Below are 19,811 nucleotides of genomic sequence, written 5' to 3'. Positions count from 1 at the left end.
GGAGTGCGCTTCTCCGCAGTGTTCGGGAGGCATGGCCAGGCGATTTTGTTTAGAACGCCATCGGCTAGGTCAGGACTCATTGATCCAGAAAAGTACGGTGGCGGCGAGGCAGATGACGGGTTCTGTCAGCGCTCACGCCAAACTTGGCGCCAGGAGTTAGACGGCGAGTTCGTCTACGCTGCTTCGAGGATTGCGAGCGCAGCAGTGGCACGACGGAGATGAAGCGGGCGATTTCGGTTGGCAGGGATGTGCTCTACAAACCGAACTCCGCTCTCGACGCTCAGGGCTCAACGGTTGGTCTCAGCCATTTGCGTCCAATCCCCAGTGCCGCATCCACCGTCGCGATGATGAGCATCGACACCCCGGCCAGCGGGAAGAGGACGCCCAGCCCAACGATGATGGCCAGCAGTCCGGTCGGAATTGGACGTGCGACCCGCGGAGGCGCGGCAAGCTCGCCGTTGGGCCGCCGCTTCCACCACATGACTGTGCCCGTGGTCACGAGCACGAGGATGCCGATGCAAGGCAGCAGCATCAGCAGCTGGTTCGCCAGGCCGAAGTACCGGCCCATGTGGAGGGCGACACCCAGTTCGACGGCTTTCGCGACGGCGCCATAATCGCTGAAGCGAACGTCCCCCAGGATCTCGCCCGAGTACTGGTCAACCTGGACCGTCCGCTGCCCCTCCGGCTGGCGGGGATAGGCGACGGCCATGTAGACCCCCCTCTCACCGCGCGGCAGGCTGAGGCGGTAGCCGCCCGGCATTCCGGCGTCGGCCATGATCCGCACAGCCCTGTCGAGGGAAACCGCCGAAGCGGCTGAACAGGCTGACCCGCCCTCGTGGTGGTGCGAGGCGTGAGCATCCCCGCACCCCGCTCCAGCTCCGGAGGCCGGCACGGGCGCTTGGCGGAGCGTCCAGGGCACGTCGGCCATCGTGCCTACGACCGGACCGGCCGTGCTCTGCAGCGGGCGCCGGGAGCTCTCCGGGTAGCCAAGGCCGACCGCGTTGCTGATCGGCGACAGCACCTTCCCGCCCCAGAGCGTCGCCCAGGGCAGACCGGTAATGACGAGGAAGACAATCAGCGCGCCCGTGTAGAGCCCGACCACTTGGTGGAAGTCTCGCCAAAGCGGCCTGCGGCGTGCCCGCAGGCGAGGGAACCACTTCCCCTCCATACGCCCGCCCCGCGGCCACCAGAGATAAAAGCCGGTCAGGACCAAGATCAGGGTCCAGGAGGCTGCCAGCTCGACGACGGCGTCACCGAAGTCGCCGAGCAGCAACGAGCCGTGCATGCGGTCAGCAAAGCCGACGAGCGTGCCCTCATAGACATGAGAGCCCAGCACCCGCCCAGAGGAAGGATCGACGAAGACCCGCAACGCTTCCCCCTCTGCGGTTGAGAGGAAGAGCTGCGCCGTGCGGCCCGGCTCCTCCGGCAGGTCGATGCGTGTGACCCGCCCACCCGGGAAGGCCGCCTCAACCGCCGCCGTCATGCCGCCCGGCGTGACGATTTCGGCTGAGGAGGCGGCGACGCGCAATTGCGGCTGAAGGGCGTCGTTGATCTCCCGTTCGAACAGGTAGACCGTCCCCGTTAGGGACAGGATGACCAGTAAGGGCGCGACCAGGAGCCCGGCATAGAAGTGCCAGCGCCAAATCGTGCCGTAGAGGGAGCGAGGGGATGTAGCCACCGTGCGCCCTTCCTCAGAACCGGATGCTGTAGGTCAGGTCCACGCTGAGCGGGGCGCCCAGGTAGATCTGCTGCGCGCCGTAACCCGACCATTGCGCGTAGAAGGCGTTCGTCAGGTTCCGGCCCCGCAGCGTCACCGTGCCGCCGCCGACCTCGTAGGCCATGAAGGCGTCGAGCAGCGTGTAGGGGTTCAGCTTCGTGGTGTTGGCATCGTCCGTGTAGCTGGAGCCGACGTGCCGAACCGCCGCCCCGAAGCTGAGGGGAATGTCGGCCAGGCGGTAGCTCGTATAGGCATTGAGGAGGAAGTTGGCCGAGTTCGGCGGTCGCCGGCCGGACAGGTCGCGCCCGGCCGCGTCCCGCAGCTCCGTGTACTCCACCCGCTGGAGCGCGACGTTGCCGCCGAGCTTCCATTGCGGGGTGATGTCCACCGAGGCATCCAGTTCCGCGCCACGGCTACGCAGGCTGCCGCCCTGGCGGGTGAGCGAGGGCTGCACAGGGTCGCGGGTCAGGATGTCGTCCTGCTCGACCTGGTAGAGCGAGGCGGTCACGACGGCCCGGTTGTCCAGGATCGCCGCCTTGGCCCCGACCTCGTAGGCGTCGCCGGAGGAGAGGTCGAAGCGGGCATTCGCCGTGTTGCTGAGCAGGAGGGTGGTGATGGGCACGGTCGCCCGGGTGTACTGCGCGAAGAGGGTGAGCCCCGGCTGCACCTCGTAGGTCGTGCCCAGGCGCCAGGAGATGCTGTCGAAGTGGCGGGCGAAGCGGGAGGTCGCGCCGCTGTTCAGGTCGTCCACCCGCCGGTCCAGGTCGAGCCCCTCGTAGCGAAGCCCGCCGAGCACGAGCCAGGAGGGGGTAATATTGAGCGCGTTCTCGGCGAAGACCGCGTGGGAGCTGACCGTGCTGTCGAAGTTCTGTCGCGTCGAGAAGTTAGCCCTCGTGTCGGCGGGGAAGACGCCGCGAACCGGGTTGAACGGATCGACGGAGGCGACGCTGCCGAACCGTCGCTGCGAAACGAGGTCGGTGTGGAGGAACTCGTAGCCGCCGGTGAAGCGGTTCCTGAGGCCGCTGATCGTCCCGTCATAGGCGGCCGCAATCCGGTCCGAGACGAATTGCTGATCGTGCGTGATGAGGGTCGAGCTGCGGTCCAGGAGGTTGGTCCGCGCGTTGAAGGTGTAGTCCTCCGAGTTCGCCCAGCGGCGGTCGGAGCTGTAGTAGGAAAACTCGTTCGAGAAGGTCCACTCGGCGGAAAGGCGGTAGCGAGCGTTCTGGCGGAGCAGGAAGGCGTCGGAGCGCTGGACCCCGTTCTCGACGTTGTAGTTCCGGCTGCGGGTCGCCCGGTCTATGACGTAGCCGTTTGGCGCGGTGACCGCGCCGCTTGGGTCCCGTGCAAAAGCGCGCGGCACGGTGGTCTGGCCCTGGTAGGGGGTGCCGAAATCGTCCCGGAAGTAGGCAAAGGAGGTGTCCAGCGTCAGCTGGTCCGTCGCGCGGGCCGTGAAGGCAGTGGTGAAGGAGATGCGGCGGGCATCCGTGTCGTCCACGTAGCCGTCTGACGTGGAGTAGCTGAAGGCCGAGCGGACCGCGCCCCAGTTCCCGAAGGAGTGGTTGAACCCCGCACCGCTGCGGAAGTCGTTGAAGCTGCCATAACCCAGCAGCCCCTCGTAGAAGTTGGCCCCGATGACGGGCTGGCGCGTTACGAGGTTGATGGTGCCGGCGAGTGAGCCGGTGCCGTTCACGACGGAAGCCGGCCCTTTGATGAACTCCACCCGCTCGAAGGCGAAGCTGTCGTAGTCGCGCGACACGATGCTGGGGTCGACCGACCGGGCGCCGTCCAGCAGGTATCCCACCGCGGTCCGGGGCAGGCCGCGGACGTTGGCCGCAGCCGGAGAGCCCGGGATGTTGCCGGCGCGGACGCCGGGAGCGGCGTTGTAGACCTCGGTGAGGTCGCGCAGGCCGCGCTCCTGCATCTCCTCCTGGGTGATGACGTCGACGGTGGCCGGGGTCTCGGCCGGGGTCAGGCCGAGGAGGCTCCCCGTCTGCGTCGGCTGGTTGAGGCGGGCTGCCGCGGCCGCCGCGCCGGTCCCGAAGGCTCCAGCCTGGACCCGAACCTCCGGCACCTGAACGGGCTCGTCCTGAGCAAGGGCCGGCCCTGTCAGGCCGGTGGAGGCAAGGAGGACGCAGCCGAGGCCGATGGTTATGACGTGGGGTAATGGAGCCCGCGAAGCAGGGGCGGGCGCGATGTGATGGATGTCGCGCATCGTATGCGGAAAGGAGATGGTAAGGCGCATGGTGCGCGTTCCTGAACAGCGGTGAGGCGGCATGCTCAGCATGCGCGACAAGACCGGGCGCGGCCCAGTGGGCCTCGCCCGGCGAGGAGCCGGTGTCAGGTGGAAGGTGGGGCCCTGGGTTGCTGGGGCGGGGCACGCGGCGGGCTGGAGGGCAGCCCCTCCCGTCCGAAATGCTCGGCCACCAGCACATAGGCCACGGGCAGTGGCACGGCGTAGGGCTCGGCGACCGGGAGGGCGGCCGGACCAAAGCACAGAGTGCAGCAGTCGACGGCTTGGCTCGCCTTGATCGGCTGCCCGTCATCGCCGACCAGGGTCTGGCGGGTTCCCTCGTGAGTGCAGAGCTCGACTAGCTGGGCCGAAGCAAGCTGCGCCATGGCACGGGCGTGCGGCAACACGGCTCCGGCCCACTGCAGCAGCAGCAGGCAGGCGAGGAGGCGAACAAGGCCTCTCGGGTGGCGACGCATGAAAAGCCCTGTAGCGGGTTGTAACGCCCGCGTCACCCCGGAGGCGAGTGTGTTGCACGGGTCGGCTTGGCGGTCTGGGCAGGTTAGAATCTTGAGGGGGTGACGACCCGTCATTCTCCAGGAGAGCGCAGCTTGCCGTTCAAGGCCAATGCCGACCGTGGGTTGCCTGACGGCGATGCAAGGTCTTGCGGTGCTGAATTGAGCTAAGGGAAACCGGCCGGGGCAGCCGGTGTCCCAGCCGACCCGCGTGCTGCACGATCAGGCGCCGAAACCGCCGTCGATCGTGTGCATCGCCCCGGTCACGAAGCTCGCCTCTGGTCCCGCAAGCCAGGCGACCATGCCCGCCACCTCCTCCGGCCGCCCGTGGCGCTTGATGGCCAGCACGGCGTGCTGGATGTCCTTCATCGGCCCGTTCGCCGGGTTCATGTCCGTGTCGACGGGCCCGGGCTGCACGACGTTCACCGTGATCCCGCGTGGCCCGAAGTCCCGAGCCATCCCCCGCGCCATCCCCTGCAGCGCCGACTTGCTCATCGCGTAGGCTGACAGGCCCGGGAAGGGAATCCGGTCGCCGTTAACAGAGCCGATCACGATGATGCGCCCGCCGTCGGGCATCCGCCGCGCCGCCTCCACCGCCGCGTGATAGGGCGCATTCACATTGATGCGGATCAGCCGGTCCACCGCGTCCGGGTCCGCCTCCAGAGGATCGCCGAAGGCGCCAACCCCTGCATTCACCACCAGCAGGTCGAGCGGCCCGCTGTCCCGCACCCGCCCGATCACGGCGTCCCGGTCGGCGCTGTCCGTCACGACCGCCGTGGCACCCGTTTCCGCCGCCACCTGCTCCGCCGCCTCGCGTGACCCAGCATACGTGAAGGTCACCGCCGCCCCCTCGGCCGCGAAGCGCCGGACGATAGCTGCCCCGATCCCGCGGCTGCCGCCGAGCACCAGGGCGGACTTCCCTTGCAACATGGCCATCAAGCCCTCCTTGAGAATCAACGTAGTGAGGCAAGGCAATATCTGCTCCGGGCCGTAGTCGGCCGCAATGACGTTGTCCCCACGGCTTCTGCCATGGCCGCAATGACAGGATCTGTGGGTAGAATGGCATTGCTGCCATGCTTGGGGGGTAGCAGCATGGCCGACATGGAGAGCGCCCATCCCACCCCTCGCCGCGTCGTTATCCTCGGCGCGGCCCCGGTGCAGTTGCTGGACCTGGCCGGCCCTGCCGAGGTGCTGGCACAGGCCGGCCGGCTGCACGCGACGGGGCGCGGGACGTCAGAGCCCACGCCGCTCTACGACGCCACCTACCATGTGGTGGCCGCGCCGGGTCTCGCGCAGACCTCGGCCGGGCTCGCCTTCGAGCCCATGGCGAGCGAGGCCACGCTGCTCGGCTTGGAGACGCTCGATACGCTGATCGTGATCGGCGGAGAGGGTGCTCGGGAACGCGCGGAGGACCGGCGACTGCAAGGGATGGTGCAGCACCTGGCGGCACGGGCGGAGCGCCTCGTCGGCGTCTGCACGGGAACCTTCATCCTCGCCGCAGCCGGATTGCTCGAAGGGCGGCGCGTGACCACCCACTGGCGCTACTGCGACGAGTTGTCGCGGCGCCATCCCGGCCTGGAGGTCGACCCCGAGCCGATCTTCATCCGCGACGGCCCTCTCTGGACCTCGGCCGGGGTCACGGCGGGCATGGACCTCGTGCTGGCTCTGGTCGAGGAGGATCACGGCCACGCGCTGGCACTAGCCGTCGCGCGGGAGCTGGTGCTGTTCCTCCGCCGTCCCGGCGACCAGAAGCAGTTCAGCAACGTCCTGGCCGCGCAGAGCCAGGGCGGGTCGCGGCTGCACGCGCTGATGGCTTGGCTTCCCGGCAACCTGCACCGCCCCCTCTCGGTCGAGGCGATGGCCGAGCGCGCCTGCCTCAGTCCCCGGCAGTTCGCCCGCGTCTTCCGGGAGGAGACCAGCCTCACGCCGGCCCGCTTCCTCGAGCGCCTGCGCGTGGAGGCGGCCCGACAACGTCTGGAGGCTGGGCAGGGGGGGCTGGCCGCCGTGGTCGAGAGCTGCGGCTTCGGCACGGAGGAGACGATGCGCCGCGCCTTCATCCGTCAGCTCGGCGCCTCGCCGGGCGACTACCGGGATCGCTTCCGCCGCGCCTCCGCGCGCGGCGCAACCCCTGCCATGGACCTCCACGCATGATCGACCCCGACCGCCACCTCAACATCGGCTCGCTGATCTTCGACGGCATCGACCAGATTGACCTGACCGGCCCCTTCGAGGTCCTGGCGCGCATCCCAAACTCCACTTACCGGCTCTACGGCAAGACCGACGGGATGATCCGCGATGTGAAGGGGCTGCGCATCAGCCCCGACGCCGCGATCGCCGATGCGCCGCAGCTCGACGTGCTGCACATCCCCGGCGGCTTCGGACAGGAGGCGCTGATGGAGGACGAAGAGGTGCTGGGCTGGATCCGCCGCCAGGCCGAAGGCGCGCAGAGCATCTTCTCCGTCTGCACCGGCGCTCTGGTCTGCGGCGCTGCGGGGCTGTTGAAGGGCCGGCAGGCAACCACTCACTGGGCCTCCTTTCACCTGCTGCCCTGCTTCGGCGCCATCCCCGTTGATGAGCGGGTGGTGGTGGACGGCAATTGGGTCTTCGCTGCGGGCGTTACCGCGGGCATCGACGGCGCGCTGCGGCTGGCGGCAGAGCTGCGCGGGGATGCCGTGGCGCAAGGCATCCAGCTCCACATGGTCTACGCACCGGAGCCGCCATTCGATGCAGGCACGCCGGACAGCGCGCCGCCCGCGGTCCTCGCCGCGATGCGGGAGAGCGTGAAGGGGATCACCGCGCGGCGCGAGGCCACGGCACGGCGGGTGGCGGACAGGCTTGGCATTACCTTTGTCGGCAGCCCGTAGCTACGAAGACGACGTCCAGCATGGCAGGCATCACGACCGAAAGCCCCCATGCCGCTTCTGGCCAAGCCTAGCCATGGTGGTGGAGGCCGCTGGGCCAGACTTTGAGGCGAAGCGGTCGGGACCAAGATCAGGGCTATGGCTGGCATGATGATATAGACATAACTAATCCAGTGCGCTCAACCCGCCCCTGATCAGAGACGCGAGCGCTCCGGCGGCTTCGGCCTCGTTGGACCTGCCGCGCGCCAACTCGGCCGAGAGTGCCTCGCCCGCGCCGACCAGGCCGATGCAGCGCCGCTCCAGCTCCGCCGCCGGCAGGGTGCTGTAGGGCCGGAGCACCGAAACAAACATCTGCACGGAGTTGTCGAGCAGCTCCTGAAACACCGCGGCCTTCTCCTCGCTGCCGGCCAGCGCGGCACCCACCGCGTGGAACTCGTCGGTCTTATCTGCGGCGCAGTGGATGTAGGCGGCCGCGAGGACCTGGATGCACTCCTCGGGGCTCCGCTCTCCGGTGGCCATCGCATCCCGGAAGGCGTTCACCCGCTCGACATCGATCCATCGGTAGAGCTCAATCAGCAGCCCCGATCGCGTGCCGAAGTGATCGTAGGCCACTGGCTTGGAGACGTCGGCGCGCGTGGCGAGGTGCCCCAGAGTCAGTTCCTCCGCGCCGCCCACCCCCATTTGCCGCTGCTGATCGGCGGGCGCGATCCCGCTAAAGTGGAGAAGACGGCGGCGGAGATCGGCCGCGCGGAAGGCACGGCACTCGACTTGGACGCCGACGATCTCGGCCTCGGCGAGCGCCCGGTGGGTGCCGTCGCCGTCCTCTTCTCCGACGACAGGATCGCCGGGCTGCGCTTCGCGCAGGCGCGGGGCGTGCCGCACATCAGCATTTCCTCGGGCGTCTACGAGATCGCGCCCGAGGTCGCAGCCTTCATGCACCGGCCGGGCGCTGCGCCGGTCGTCCTCGGCTATGAATGGCTCGTGGGCGCCACGACTGTCCCCGCTCTCGGCCTTGCCCGGCGCTTCGGGCGGGTGCGCGACATCGCGATCGGCGCGCTCGTCGATGAGCAGGACACCGGCGGTCCGGCAGTGGCCGAGGATTTCGAGCGGCTGAACAACACCTTGCCCGCCGCGCTCACGCGGCGCGGGGGCCGCTACGTGTGGCGCGCCGGCGATGATGCCAGGGCGAGGTTCCGCGCCGCCGACGGCACTGAGGTGGAGGCCACCGGCTTCTCCTCGATCGACGTTGTCGGCTTGGCGGCGGCGACCGGCGCGCCGAGCGTGAGGTTCGATCTCGCGACAAGCGTTAGCTCCACCCGGCGCCGCGGCGAGCCGGCATCGACCGAGATCATCATCGAACTCGCCGGGGAGGATCATGCGGGCCGGTCGCTCCGCACCCGCCACGCGGTCGTCCACCGCGGAGGAGCGGCGCCGCTGATGGGAATGGGGGTCGCCATGATCCTCGAGCGGCTGGTCGGGCTCGACGGCCGCCCGGCGACCCCGGCCGGGCTCTACTTTCCCTACCAGTTGCTCGACCAAGATGCCTACTTCGCCCGCCTCAGGGAGAGCGGCGGCGAGGTCCTGACGCTGGAGGCGGCGTGATGCGGAACGGCCTGCTTCCTCTGGCGGTAGCGGAAAGAGCGTCCGGCCGATCGCAGCGGTTCTGTCAGCATTCGGGCCAGGGGCGCCTGGATTGGCGAGGTGGGGACGGGGTGGATAGGCTCTTGTCGGGGTGACGGGCGACTGGGAGCCAAGAATGGAGTGCATGGCATGCGGTTCGGCCGAGGTGGCTCAGCGGCGGGACCGTACGGCTCAGGGCTACCGGCGCTTCTGGTGCCGTGCCTGCGGCCGAGGGTTCAACGAGCGCAGCGCCGGGATGCTGAACAGGGCGCAGTACCCCGGCGCTGCGCTCGTGGTGCTCTGGCGCCTGCGCTACCGCCTCACCCTCCGCGACCTGACCGAGATGTTCCTCATCCGCGGCATCCTGTTCAGCCATGAGGCGGCGCGGGCCTGGGAGGCCAAGCTCGCACCGTCGCTGGCGGATGAACTGCGCCAGCGACGGCTTGGGAAGAGCGGCGTCGGCCGCCGCTCTTGCCACATCGATGAGACCTCCGTGAAGGTCCGTGGACGCTGGTGCTACCTGTATCGGGCAATCGACCGGGACGGCGATCTCGTCGATACCATGCTCAGCGAACGCCGCGACATGGCGGCCGCGAAGGCGTTCTTCCGCTCGGCCAAGTCCGCCACCGGCATTGTCCCCGACAAGATCACCACGGACGGGCATGGCTCCTACCCGCGGGCGATCCGCTCAACGCTGGACAAGCGGGTCACCCACCGCACCAGCGCCTCTATGAACAAGCGGCTTGAGCAGGATCACCGAGGCATCGAAGGCCGGATCCGATGTATGCGCGGGTTCAAGAACTCCACGTCAGCTGACCGCTTCTGCCAAGCCCATGACGAACTCTGCAACCACCTCCGCCCCCGTGTACGTCACAACCAGCATGTTTCCGCCAACCGCCGCCGCATGCTTCAGCTCCGTCGTGCGACATCCGCGCTCGCCATTCTGGCGGCAGGGTAGGCTGACAGCTTCAGGCTGCGTTCGACCGCGCCTCCGGCGCGAAAGCTCACAGAACCTCTGGCCGGTGTCGGACATTATCTCGATTGCTTCCCGCTCCATGGAACTGCGGCCCGGCGACCTCACAATGACGGGCACGCCCGAGAATGTGGGTCCGATCCAGCGCGGCGATACCGTGACCGGGGGCACTGAGGGGATTGGTGAGATCAGACTGCACGTGGCCTAACGCTGCGCCAGTTGGGACGCCGGCCGACTGCGCTGCATGGCTCGACGTTACGGTGTGGCTGGGTCAGATTCTCCAAGGATCGAGACTCAGTCATCACTATCTGGTTGCACGCCTAACTCGAAGGGCTGCTCCGCGGCTTCAACGCCGCCTACAACGCACGACGCCAGCGCGTCCTCGATGGCAGGACATCCAACCAGGTAGTCAAGGAGCGCCTCAGAGCTCGACGAAAGCTCGCCCGTGCCAAGTGGACCAACCCGAGGGACACGCCGGTCCAAACGATGTCGCCCGTGCACGCCTCATCGCTGAAGCTGCCAAGGAAGTTCCATAACCAGACGGTTAGATGGCGCGCTCATCGGCTACGCGGACACGACGGGTGCGCACATGCACATCTGTGACTTCAAACTCGAGGTGGAACATCCAGGAAAGCCACTATGTGGGAGAGGGGGAGTTTTTAGGCGGTCGCGACCCTGACCCGACACCGGTTCGGACCGCTGCCCCTCCTGTTATTTGTCCAGCAGGTAGGGCACGAAAACCTCCTCGACCGAGAGGCGCCGGGCGGTCAGTCCTTGCTCGTGGTGATATCGCAGCACGGCATCGATCGCCGCGTGGTTCGGTCGGATGCCGTAAGGCCACCAGCCGGCACCTAGCAGCTCGCGATCCTGCGAAAGCAGATCGGTCAGCCATGGGATCATCAACCCCATGTTGTTGAACGTCATGCCGCGAACCAGCTCCTCGGCCGCGACTGCCTTGGCATCGCAAAAGCCACGGTAGACTGCCTGGACAACTTCCGGCTCCCGCTCGGCCAGTTCGCGTGTGACGACCACGGCGTGCATGATGGGGAAGATGCCCGTGCGTCGGAAATAGTCGCGTTCCACCGCCTTGTGGTCCGTGAACAGGCGACGGACCCGGGGTGAGCCCTCAAGCACGCAGCGGGGCACGTCCGCGGAGATGAGCACATCGATCTCGCCCGCCTCCAGCAGGGCACCAAGGTCGGTGCCCGTCGGCGCCAGTGTCACCTCCACCCCCGCCGGATGGGACTGTGGAACGAAGTCGATGGGCTTCATCGGAAAGTCGATCCCGCCCACGATCCAGCGGTTGCACTCGGGCCGGAAGCCGAACTCGTCGGCGAGGATCCCCTTCGGCATCACCCCAGCATCATGCCCGTAAAGCGCCAGTTCACCGATCGTCCGGCCCGTCAGCTGCTCGGGACGTTCGATGCCGCTGGCCGTGCTAACGTAGATGGCCGAGTGACGGAACGCGCGGTTGGGAAAGACGGGCAGCGCCAGGAAGGGCGAGGGACCATCGGCGAAGGTGCGCAGGAAATACGTCAGGCCGAGTTCGGACACATCGAAGGCGCCGCGGCGTACCATGGCCTCGAAGATCTCGGTTACAATAGGGGCGGTATGGAAGCGCGCCTCGATGCCCTCGATCCTCACGCGGCCATCGCTCAGAGCACGAGTGCGGTCGTAGTTCCAAAAAGCAATGTCGAGCGGTTCGTCGCGCATGGCATCTCTCCAGCCAGTTAGCGGCTGAATTTGATAAACGCCTTTATCATTTTCAAGGGTGATTGGGCCTGGTGCGCCATGAGCGGGGTGGACATAGAAGCGATCATGGCTGCAGATCTCCCCGTCCTTGCCGAACTCTTCAGGCACGAAACGCTTGGCGCTCCCGAGAACGCCGTGGGCTTCGTCCTGTGGCGAGTGGTCCACCGCTACGTGCGCGAGGTTGATCGGGCCCTCGGCCCCGTCGGACTGACCCATCTGCAGTTCACCGCGCTGGCGTTGGCGGCGTGGATGGCGCGTTCCGGCGAGCCTGTCACCCAGGTGGCCCTGGCGCGGCTAGGCGATATTCATCCGATGCAGGTCTCGCAGGTGCTGAAGGCGCTTGAGACCAAAGGCATGGCCGCACGGCCGCGCAGCGAGGCCGACGCTCGCGCCAGACATGTGGAGGTGACGGAAGCTGGCGTGGCGGCGCTGAGGCAGGCTATGCCGCTTGTGATCGCGGTACAGGCGAAGCTGTTCGGAGCGGCCGGGAAGCCTGGCGGTGATCTTCTAGCCGTCCTGCGGCGTATCGAAGAAACCGGGCTTGGACGCGATTAGCCTCCAGCCTCAGCCGCCTTCAAGCGCCCCGGCTGCACCCCGTCTTGTTGCACGGGTCGCCCGATCGGGCGCCTTGGGGCTGGCACAGGGACGATCCCTCGAACCCTGAGGGACGCCCGTCATGCCGTTCAAAGCCAATGCTGACCACCGGTACCGCATTCCCAGACAGCGCCAGAGTGTAACCGACTGGGCTGAGTACGACGCCGGCCTGCGCGCCCGCGGCAATCTCGCTGTGTGGTTCACGGCAGAGGCGATCGAGGGGTGGCGAGCTGAGGCACGCAGCGGCCGGGGCCGCCAAGCGAAGTACCCGAATCTGGCGATCGCGACCGCCCTGACGTTATGTGCTGTGTTCCGCCTGGCAATGAGAGCCGCGCGCAAGCTGCACGCGGGCGGCAGGGGTCCACATGGCCACCACGAAGGACGTCAGACACCCTCCGAATGCGCAGAACCCCCGCCGCTCACCCCAACCCAGCCGTTATGAAGCGGGCTCTCAAATACGAGATCATCGTATTCCGGATGTAAATGCCGTCAAAATGACCACCGAAGTAGGCCCGTCCTATCATGGCAATTCACGTAGATGAACTCGGGATTTTCATCCCCTACGACTATGACTTCATGCCAGAGGCGCAGGTTCCGAGCATTCTCGTATTTCCGCACCATCGCCCAGAAGCTCTCGAAAATCGCGAGATGAGTCGGATGGCTTCTCGACCATTTTTCCAGATGCCGTAGCGAAAGGAACATTGCAAATCCGGAGGATCTCTTTGTCGGCTTCCTGTCCGGCCCCTGCTCCATCATGAACCGGCAGGAGTAGCATCCGGCGTCCGCTGGATAGTCGCGCAGGAACTCCATGCCCTGAACCAGCTTCGGATGCACCTCCCCCAAATAGGTTCTCAGCTCATCATCCTGAACAGCTCCCCAATCCTGCCCCGATCGAATGACAGCCATGTTGGCTGGCGGCAGGACCCGTACCAGCAGACCGCATGTCAGTCGCGCAGCCTCCAGTGGGAAGGTAGCCAGCGAGCTTTCCAGGCCATCGCGGGAAGCCGCTCCGATCCGGTGCCTCATCGATCCGAAGTAAGCGTGCGCGCGGGTCGTATCGCCCTTGTTCAGCGCGGCGCGGGCGATCCCGTAATCCGGCTGTCCGGCGATGGTCTCCATTCGATCCAGGGAGACATGGATCGTCTCCTGCCAGATTCCCACCTTGCCCCCGAGCCGATCCGGATGTTCCAGCCACTCAACAAAGCCACTCGAACGCAGCCATGCATCATGGCGGGCTCGATCAAGCCAGTAGCAGGCAAAGACCTCGTTGGTGAAATCCCGCGCATCGCGATAGCCGGAATACTCCTCGAAATCCGGCCCGCTCGCCGCCTCCAGGAACAGCCGCACGCATGGAAGGGCATCCCACAAGTCACTTTCCGACCGCGATTGAAGTCCCACGTAGGAAATGACGGGATCCCGAACCTCGCTCCCGAACAGAGAAGAATGGGCGGGATAGGGCGGGTCCCAGTGCGCGCCCGATCCGTGAGGTCCGAACGACGATGCTCCGGTCAACACGCTGTCCTCCTAAGGATCATCCACTTTCTCAGGTCGTGGTCGTTCTCGCTGCTGTGGCGTGCCTCACCGTGTCATCCACCGGATTCGACAAATCGCGCTCCATGACCGACATGGCCGGGGAGCGGTCCAGCAGCAGCCGCACCACATCCGGCCGCGCGTAGTGGCCAACCGGGTCCACCAACGATTTGGCGAGCGCGATCCGTCCAAGATCGACATCGGCCATGACGAGACCCTCGAACTCGGGATCAGGGGGTTCGGAGAGCGGTCGCCCGTCCGGCCCGTAGATCATTGCCCGCCCTCCGCCCTTCACGAAGGCTGCGCGTTGGCGATCATCGGTACAGACGAGATCGACCATCTCCTGCGAGACGAGCGCACAGGGCGCCACGACGAAGCAACCGCCCTCGACAGCGTAGATCTGGCTCGCAGCGTTGTTGACCTCATGGCCGAGAGCGTAGACCGGGCGCCCCTGGCCGCTTGACAGGCTCGGCCAAGCCGCGACGTGGATCTGCTCGTTCTGTGCATACATCGCGTACTTGGACAGTGGCTGCAGGTGCTCCCAGCAGTTGAGCGCGCCCAGCCGGCCAAGTTCGCTGTCCACCACCGCGAGGTCCGATCCCGCCCCCTCACCGAAAACCGCGCGCTCCACGTGCGTCGGCTTCAGCTTCCGGCGTCGGAGCAGGGTGGCGCCGGACGAGGAGAGGATCCACTGGCCGATGTAGAGGCTGCCACCGCAGCGCTCGGCAAGCCCAAGAACGACGACGATCCCCCGGCGTGCCGCCGCCTCGGCCAGAAGGGCGGCCTCGGGCGAGTCGTAGCTCAGAGCGTTCTCAAAATAGCGCTCGACGAAGCCATGCTGGAAGATGGAGGCCGGCGAGTGGTGCCAGATCCACCAGGGATAGCCTGGGATGAAAGTCTCGGGAAAGGCGACAAGGGCCGCCGATGCCGCTGCCGCCTCGTCGATCAGGGCGATGCACTTCGCCACCGACCCCTGAAGGTCGAGGAACGCTGGGGCGGCTTGCACGGCTGCCACGCGGTAGCTTCTCCTGACGCCTTCCATCGACACCCTCTCCTAGCTCTGCGGCGTGAAGCCGACGGCTTTCACGATCCTGCCCCAGGTCTCGTACTCACTCGCCAGTCGGTCGCGCAGCTCGGCGGGGCGGCTCACCTTCACCTGCAGGCCCTGAATAGCGAAGGTCTGCGCTATGGCCGGCGCAGCGAAGGCGTCCGCCACGAGGCGGCTGAACTCCTCCACGCGCGCGGCCGGCGTACGGGCCGGCGCAAAGAAGGCGAACCACTCCTCGAAGGCGAGATCGGCAAAGCCCTGCTCGACGAAAGTGGGTACGTTCGGCAGAAAGCGGCTTCGCTGGGCGCCGCTTGTGGCCAGCACGCGGCACTTGCCCGAATTGACGTACTGAAGGAACTCGCCGGCCGGTCCGCAGACGGCCGGGATCTGGCCCCCGATCATGTCGAGGATGGCTGGCGGCGTGCCACGATAGCCGACATGCGTCATCTCGACCCCGGCACTTCGACCGAGCATGATGCCGACGAAGTGCGGCGTGGTTCCCGCCGCGGGCGAGCCGAAGTTGCCTCGGCTATTTCCTCCCCTGCACCATTCGAGATATTGCGGGACGGTTCGGACAGCATCAGGCACCGCTGGTCCCACGCCCCACGCGAACTCAAAGGACGCGCCGGCCGTCAGCGGCGTGAAGTCGGCGAAGGGATCGTAGGGCACCTGCGCGAAGGTGTGCGGCTGCTGCGTCAGCACGCCGAGCGGCGTCAGCAGTACCATGGCACCCTCCGGAGAGGCGTTCTTGACGGCCGCCGCCGCGATCTGCCCGCCCGCGCCGGTCCGGTTCTCCACGATGACGGAGCGTGCGTAGGTCGGTGACAGACTGTCAGCCGCCCGCCGCGCCACCGTGTCGACGGTACCGCCCGGTGGGAAGCCTGCGATGACGCGGGCGAGGTCGAGCGGTGCCGCTCGGGCGGCAGACGGCAGGGTGAAGCCGCCCAGTGAAATGCCGAGCCACGCGAACTTCCGACGCATCAGCATGTTGAGCCATCCTCGCTCTGTGCTCTGAATGAAACGTAGGCCGGTGCGGAAACCCGCACTGGCGGAACAGATCACGCCGCTAGCGGTCGAGTTCGGCCGACTTCATCTCGGAGCCGTGCTCGAGCGCACGCCACATCTCCACGTCGCGCTCGGCGGTCCAGATGCGCGGGTGGTCCAGCCCCTTCGCCTCGTCGTAGGCGCGGGAGACGTCGAAGGGCATGCAGTGCTCGAAGATCACCCAATGCCCGTATTTCGGGCGCACGGCGGCCATGGCCTCGTCGTAGACCTGCTTCAGGGAGTGGCCCGCCGCGACGCCCCGGCGCGCAATGGCGAAGAGGTCGGCGGTGAAGTCGGCCGTGCCCTGCAGCCCCTCCTCGATCCGATCGGGCGTGGTGAGCGACCCGCCGCGGCCCGGAACCAGCGCGACCGGCTTCAGCGCCCGGATCGCCTCCAGCGTGCCCGGCCAGTCCGCGAAATGCGCGTCGCCGCAATAAGGGGTGGCACCGTACTCCACGCAGTCGCCGGAGAAGAGCACCCGCTCCTTCGGCAGCCACACCACCGTGTCGCCGGCGGTGTGGGACCGGCCGATCTGGATGATCTGCACCTCCCGCCTTCCCATCCACAACGTCATCTTCTTCCGGAAGGTGACGTGCGGCCAAGTGAGGCCGGGGATGCTCTCCTTGCCGCGGAACAGGCGCGGGAAGCGGCCGATCTCGCTGTCCATGTCCTGCTGGCCGCGCTCGACGATCAGGTCGCGGGTGATGTCGGAGGCGATGATCTCCGCGCCCTCGTAGGCGGAGGCGCCGAGGACGCGGACGGCGTGGTAGTGTGACAGTACCACGTGCCTCACCGGCTTATCGGTCACTTGGCGGATGCGCGCGATCACGTCCGCCGCCATGCGGGGCGTGGCCTGCGCGTCGACGACGAGCACGCTGTCGTCGCCCACCACCACGCCGGAATTCGGATCGCCCTCCGCCGTGTAGCCGTAGAGGCCAGGGGCGAGCTCGTCGAAGGACATGGTCTTCTCGGAGAGGTCGTTCGCGCTGGCGAAGCCGGACATGCGGTTCTCCTGTTCAGGCTCGGGCTGCGAGGACGGCATCGTGCCCGGCGGGGGCAATGCCCTGGCGCGCGCGCTCCAGCGCCTCGCGCAGCACGGCGGCGTCGCCGATATGGTTGGAGAGGAGGAGGATCAGCCGGGCATCCACCGTCCGTGCCTGCGTAGGGGTGAGGTCCTGGTAGGCGGCGAGTAGCGCCTCGTAGAAGACGTCCGGTGCGGCCATGTTGGACTCGGTGTTCAGCATCCCGGGGCTCCCGTGGCGCGGCGCAGGGCGGTGCGGATGGCCCCGGCGTCGAAGCGGCGCCAGCGGGCGCAGACATGCTGGTCCGGGCGGATCAGGTAGGTGGTGCCGGGGCGCGCGTCGTATCGGACGGCGGCCAGCCCCTCGGCATCCTCTTCTGGCGTGAGTGCGACGAGGTGCAGGGGCGGCACGGTCTCCGGCAGGGCGGGCGTCTCGCCGCCGGGGTGCAGCAGGGTGAAGCCACCGCCCAGCCGCTCCAGCAGCCAGCCTCCGGCGAGCGGTGCGTCGAGCGCCGGGGCACCCGGCACCATCGCCCCGGCGAAGGAATCCGCGTCCGGCGTGCCCAGCGGCGAAGCGTCGTATGTGGTGGGCAGGGAGAGGCGACCGCTGTTCACCATACGGCGGGCGAAAGCGCAGTCCCGCGCGAGGTCTAGCACCGCGTCGCGGAAGGTGTGGCTGCTCTCGTTCTTGGGCGTGATGAAGTCGGTGGAGCGGGTGGAGTTCAGGATGTTCTCGTCGGCGGCCGCCACGCGTTCGGAATCGTAGCTGTCCAGCAGGGAGTCCGGCGCCTCGCCGCGCAGCACCAGGGCGAGCTTCCAGGCGAGGTTATCCGCGTCCTGCACGCCGCTGTTCGCACCCCGCGCGCCGAAGGGCGAGACGCCGTGGGCGGAATCGCCTGCGAAGAGCACGCGCCCGTGGCGGAACCGTTCCATCCGCAGGCAGGAGAAGGTGTAGACGCTCACCCATTCCAGCTCGAAGGTGGTATCCTGCCCCAGCAGCGCCTGCACGCGCGGGATCACCCGCTCCGGCCGCCGTTCCTCCTCCGGGTTTGCGTCCCAGCCGAGCTGGAAGTCGATGCGCCAGACGCCGTCGGGCTGGGAGTGCAGCAGCACGGACTGGTTCGGGTGGAAGGGCGGGTCGAACCAGAACCAGCGCTCGGCGGGAAAATCGGCCGTCATGCGGACGTCGGCGATGAGGAAGCGGTCGCGGAAGGAGCGGCCGCGGCTCTCCAGCCCCATGGCGCGGCGAATGGGAGAGCGGGCACCGTCCGCGGCCACGACGTAGCCCGCGCGCAGCGCGTAGGAGCCCTCCGGTGTCTCCACCGTCAGCGTCACGGCCTCGTCGTCCTGCGCCACGGCGGTGACGCGGTTGCGCCAGCGGATCTCCAGGCCTGGCAGCGCTCGGGCGCGCTCCAGCAGGAAGCCCTCTACGTAGTACTGCTGGAGGTTGATGAAGGCTGGTCGCCGGTGTCCTCCCTCGGGCAGGAGGTCGAAGCTGTATACCGGCTCCTCCTGGTGGAAGACGCGGCCGCGGTTCCAAGTGACGCCCTTCTCCACCATGGCCTCGCCGCAGCCCAGTCGGTCGAACACCTCCAGCGTGCGCTTGGCGAAGCAGATGGCGCGCGACCCTTCGGAGAGGCGGTCGTCGTCGTCCAGCAGCAGCACGTCCTGGCCGGTTCCTTCGAGGGACTGCGCCAGGTCGATGGCGGCGGTGAGGCCCACTGGGCCGGCGCCTACCACCACCACGGCCACCACCACGGGATGGCGCGCCGGGGCCACGCGATCCTGGTCGGGCGAACGCCGGTAGCCCGGGGCACCGTCCGCCGCCTCCGCGACGACGGGCGGGAACACCTCTCCCACGGGGGACGGATTTCGGATCAGCTCGCCCGTCATGCCGGCTTCAGCCCGCGCTCGCGCACCACGGTCCGCCACCGCGCGATCTCCGCCGCGACGTAGGCGGTGAAGGCCTCCGGCGTGGAGGCGACGGGCTCCATGCCCAGATCGCGCAGCCGCTCCGGCATGTCGCCCGAGAGGAGGATGGTCCGGATGCCGGCCGCCAGTGCGGCGACGGTCGGAGCCGGCGTGCCGCCGGGGGCCACGATGCCGAACATGGAGGCCGCCTCGATCCCGGGCACGATGTCCCGGATCAGCGGCAGCCGCTCCCAGCCCGGCAGCGGCCGGCCCGAGGCGAGGCCGAGGACCTTGAGTTGGCCCGCCTCCACGTGGGATCGCACGGAATGCCAAACATCGAACATCAGCGGCACGCGGCTCGCCAGCAGGTCCGTCTGCGCCGGCGCGGAGCCGGGATAGGGGATGTGCACCATATTCGCGCCGGTGGCGGAGGCCAGGAGCTCGCCCACGAGGTGCGACAGGGAGCCCACGCCCGGGGACGCGTAGGACAGCCCCTCCGGCGTGCGCTTCGAGAGCGCGATCATGCCGCGCAGGTCGTCCGCCGGCAGGGCGGCGTTGGCGACGAAGGCGACGTGGGCCTCGGTCATCTGCGTGACGTGGGCGAAGTCCCGCAGCGCGTCGAAGGGCAGGTCGTCGCGCAGCGCCGGGTTGATCACGTGGGAGCTGATGACGAGGCCGATCACGTGCCCGTCCGGCGCGGAGCGCGCGACCACGTTGGTGCCGACCGCCGTGCCGCCGCCGGCTCGGTTCTCGACCACTACCGGCACGCCCCAGAGAACGGAGAGCCGCTCGGCCACCAGACGCCCGAGCAGATCGGTGGGCCCACCCGGGGGAAAGGGCACGACGAGCCGTACCGGCCGGCTCGGCCGGAAGGCCGGCTGCGCCTCCCCGCGCCCTGCTCCGAGCAGCCCCGCCGCCAGCAGTCCAGCCCCGGCGCCGAGCGCCGCGCGCCGTCCGATGTCGTTCATTCGTTCCTCCCAACCCTCGTCCCGCGGCGG

Annotated in this window: 20 protein-coding genes; 7 read left to right on the top strand and 13 right to left on the bottom strand. The window is 67.9% G+C overall.

The window, feature by feature from the left end; all coding sequences use genetic code 11:
- Nucleotides 1-280: 280 nt before the first annotated feature.
- The 4 genes from BO39_RS21310 to bdcA form a co-directional block, all read right to left on the bottom strand.
- Nucleotides 281-1,678 (bottom strand): PepSY-associated TM helix domain-containing protein, encoded by a 1,398-nt coding sequence (locus tag BO39_RS21310; RefSeq protein WP_043837232.1) that lies wholly within the window; start codon nucleotides 1,676-1,678, stop codon nucleotides 281-283.
- Nucleotides 1,679-1,691: 13 nt separating this feature from the next.
- Nucleotides 1,692-3,959 (bottom strand): TonB-dependent receptor, encoded by a 2,268-nt coding sequence (locus BO39_RS21305; protein ID WP_052402407.1) that lies wholly within the window; start codon nucleotides 3,957-3,959, stop codon nucleotides 1,692-1,694.
- 95 nt (nucleotides 3,960-4,054) lie between these two features.
- Entirely contained in the window at nucleotides 4,055-4,423 is a 369-nt protein-coding gene (locus tag BO39_RS21300) for a DUF2946 family protein (RefSeq protein ID WP_342666334.1), read from the bottom strand.
- 258 nt (nucleotides 4,424-4,681) lie between these two features.
- Entirely contained in the window at nucleotides 4,682-5,395 is a 714-nt protein-coding gene (gene bdcA / locus BO39_RS21295) for an SDR family oxidoreductase (RefSeq protein ID WP_043837228.1), read from the bottom strand.
- A gap of 156 nt (nucleotides 5,396-5,551) precedes the next feature.
- Here bdcA and BO39_RS21290 point away from each other — a divergent pair, with 156 nt between their 5' ends.
- Both BO39_RS21290 and BO39_RS21285 read left to right on the top strand, forming a co-directional pair.
- Complete coding sequence (locus tag BO39_RS21290; RefSeq protein WP_043837224.1) at nucleotides 5,552-6,610, top strand: GlxA family transcriptional regulator; 1,059 nt, start codon at nucleotides 5,552-5,554, stop codon at nucleotides 6,608-6,610.
- Nucleotides 6,607-7,323 carry a DJ-1/PfpI family protein gene (locus BO39_RS21285; RefSeq protein ID WP_043837222.1) on the top strand — a complete coding sequence of 239 codons (717 nt, stop codon included), beginning with the start codon at nucleotides 6,607-6,609 and terminating at the stop codon, nucleotides 7,321-7,323. The genes BO39_RS21290 and BO39_RS21285 overlap by 4 nt, the downstream gene beginning before the upstream one ends.
- Before the next feature lie 162 nt (nucleotides 7,324-7,485).
- Here the strand turns inward: BO39_RS21285 and BO39_RS21280 are convergent, their stop codons facing one another.
- Nucleotides 7,486-8,001, bottom strand: a complete 516-nt coding sequence (locus BO39_RS21280; RefSeq protein ID WP_043837298.1) for a TetR/AcrR family transcriptional regulator — start codon at nucleotides 7,999-8,001, stop codon at nucleotides 7,486-7,488.
- Between BO39_RS21280 and BO39_RS21275 the strand changes: the two genes are divergently transcribed.
- The 3 genes from BO39_RS21275 (at nucleotide 8,002) to BO39_RS31360 (ending at nucleotide 10,121) form a co-directional block, all read left to right on the top strand.
- Complete coding sequence (locus BO39_RS21275; protein WP_211257507.1) at nucleotides 8,002-8,922, top strand: hypothetical protein; 921 nt, start codon at nucleotides 8,002-8,004, stop codon at nucleotides 8,920-8,922.
- 274 nt (nucleotides 8,923-9,196) lie between these two features.
- Nucleotides 9,197-9,898, top strand: coding sequence for an IS6 family transposase (locus tag BO39_RS21270; RefSeq protein WP_211257506.1), 702 nt, complete (start codon nucleotides 9,197-9,199; stop codon nucleotides 9,896-9,898).
- Complete coding sequence (locus tag BO39_RS31360; protein WP_084698337.1) at nucleotides 9,822-10,121, top strand: fumarylacetoacetate hydrolase family protein; 300 nt, start codon at nucleotides 9,822-9,824, stop codon at nucleotides 10,119-10,121. Before BO39_RS21270 ends, BO39_RS31360 begins: the two co-directional genes overlap by 77 nt.
- 503 nt (nucleotides 10,122-10,624) lie before the next feature.
- On the opposite strand, the gene BO39_RS21260 is transcribed toward BO39_RS31360, so the two are convergent.
- Nucleotides 10,625-11,773: a substrate-binding domain-containing protein gene (locus tag BO39_RS21260; protein ID WP_211257505.1), complete on the bottom strand. Its 1,149-nt coding sequence runs from the start codon at nucleotides 11,771-11,773 to the stop codon at nucleotides 10,625-10,627.
- Between BO39_RS21260 and BO39_RS21255 the strand changes: the two genes are divergently transcribed.
- Together BO39_RS21255 and BO39_RS31355 are read left to right on the top strand one after the other, a co-directional pair.
- The gene (locus BO39_RS21255) at nucleotides 11,732-12,220 is read left to right on the top strand and encodes a MarR family winged helix-turn-helix transcriptional regulator (protein WP_043837214.1); all 489 of its coding nucleotides are present in this window, start codon (nucleotides 11,732-11,734) and stop codon (nucleotides 12,218-12,220) included. The two genes, BO39_RS21260 and BO39_RS21255, sit on opposite strands and share 42 nt — an antisense overlap.
- Before the next feature lie 121 nt (nucleotides 12,221-12,341).
- Nucleotides 12,342-12,701 carry a transposase gene (locus BO39_RS31355; protein ID WP_084698336.1) on the top strand — a complete coding sequence of 120 codons (360 nt, stop codon included), beginning with the start codon at nucleotides 12,342-12,344 and terminating at the stop codon, nucleotides 12,699-12,701.
- A gap of 47 nt (nucleotides 12,702-12,748) precedes the next feature.
- Here the strand turns inward: BO39_RS31355 and BO39_RS21245 are convergent, their stop codons facing one another.
- The 7 genes from BO39_RS21245 to BO39_RS21215 form a co-directional block, all read right to left on the bottom strand.
- A complete protein-coding gene (locus tag BO39_RS21245) occupies nucleotides 12,749-13,657 on the bottom strand; it encodes a phenylacetaldoxime dehydratase family protein (protein WP_281175615.1) in 909 nt (302 codons plus the stop codon).
- A gap of 145 nt (nucleotides 13,658-13,802) precedes the next feature.
- Complete coding sequence (locus BO39_RS21240) at nucleotides 13,803-14,804, bottom strand: carbon-nitrogen hydrolase family protein (protein WP_245615314.1); 1,002 nt, start codon at nucleotides 14,802-14,804, stop codon at nucleotides 13,803-13,805.
- 39 nt (nucleotides 14,805-14,843) lie between these two features.
- Nucleotides 14,844-15,824: a tripartite tricarboxylate transporter substrate-binding protein gene (locus tag BO39_RS21235; protein WP_043837210.1), complete on the bottom strand. Its 981-nt coding sequence runs from the start codon at nucleotides 15,822-15,824 to the stop codon at nucleotides 14,844-14,846.
- Between the two features lie 79 nt (nucleotides 15,825-15,903).
- Complete coding sequence (locus BO39_RS21230) at nucleotides 15,904-16,884, bottom strand: MBL fold metallo-hydrolase (protein WP_043837209.1); 981 nt, start codon at nucleotides 16,882-16,884, stop codon at nucleotides 15,904-15,906.
- Nucleotides 16,885-16,897: 13 nt separating this feature from the next.
- The gene (locus BO39_RS21225) at nucleotides 16,898-17,125 is read right to left on the bottom strand and encodes a DUF2783 domain-containing protein (RefSeq protein WP_043837208.1); all 228 of its coding nucleotides are present in this window, start codon (nucleotides 17,123-17,125) and stop codon (nucleotides 16,898-16,900) included.
- Nucleotides 17,119-18,795: an FAD-dependent oxidoreductase gene (locus tag BO39_RS21220; protein WP_084698334.1), complete on the bottom strand. Its 1,677-nt coding sequence runs from the start codon at nucleotides 18,793-18,795 to the stop codon at nucleotides 17,119-17,121. Before BO39_RS21220 ends, BO39_RS21225 begins: the two co-directional genes overlap by 7 nt.
- A complete protein-coding gene (locus BO39_RS21215; protein ID WP_043837206.1) occupies nucleotides 18,792-19,781 on the bottom strand; it encodes a tripartite tricarboxylate transporter substrate binding protein in 990 nt (329 codons plus the stop codon). Before BO39_RS21215 ends, BO39_RS21220 begins: the two co-directional genes overlap by 4 nt.
- Between the last annotated feature and the right edge of the window lie 30 nt (nucleotides 19,782-19,811).

Origin of the sequence: Roseomonas aerilata DSM 19363, assembly GCF_000711725.1 — a bacterium.
GTDB lineage: Bacteria > Pseudomonadota > Alphaproteobacteria > Acetobacterales > Acetobacteraceae > Roseomonas > Roseomonas aerilata.
Note: the sequence above shows the minus strand (reverse complement) of the source record. Positions and strands in the feature narration are given on the sequence as shown.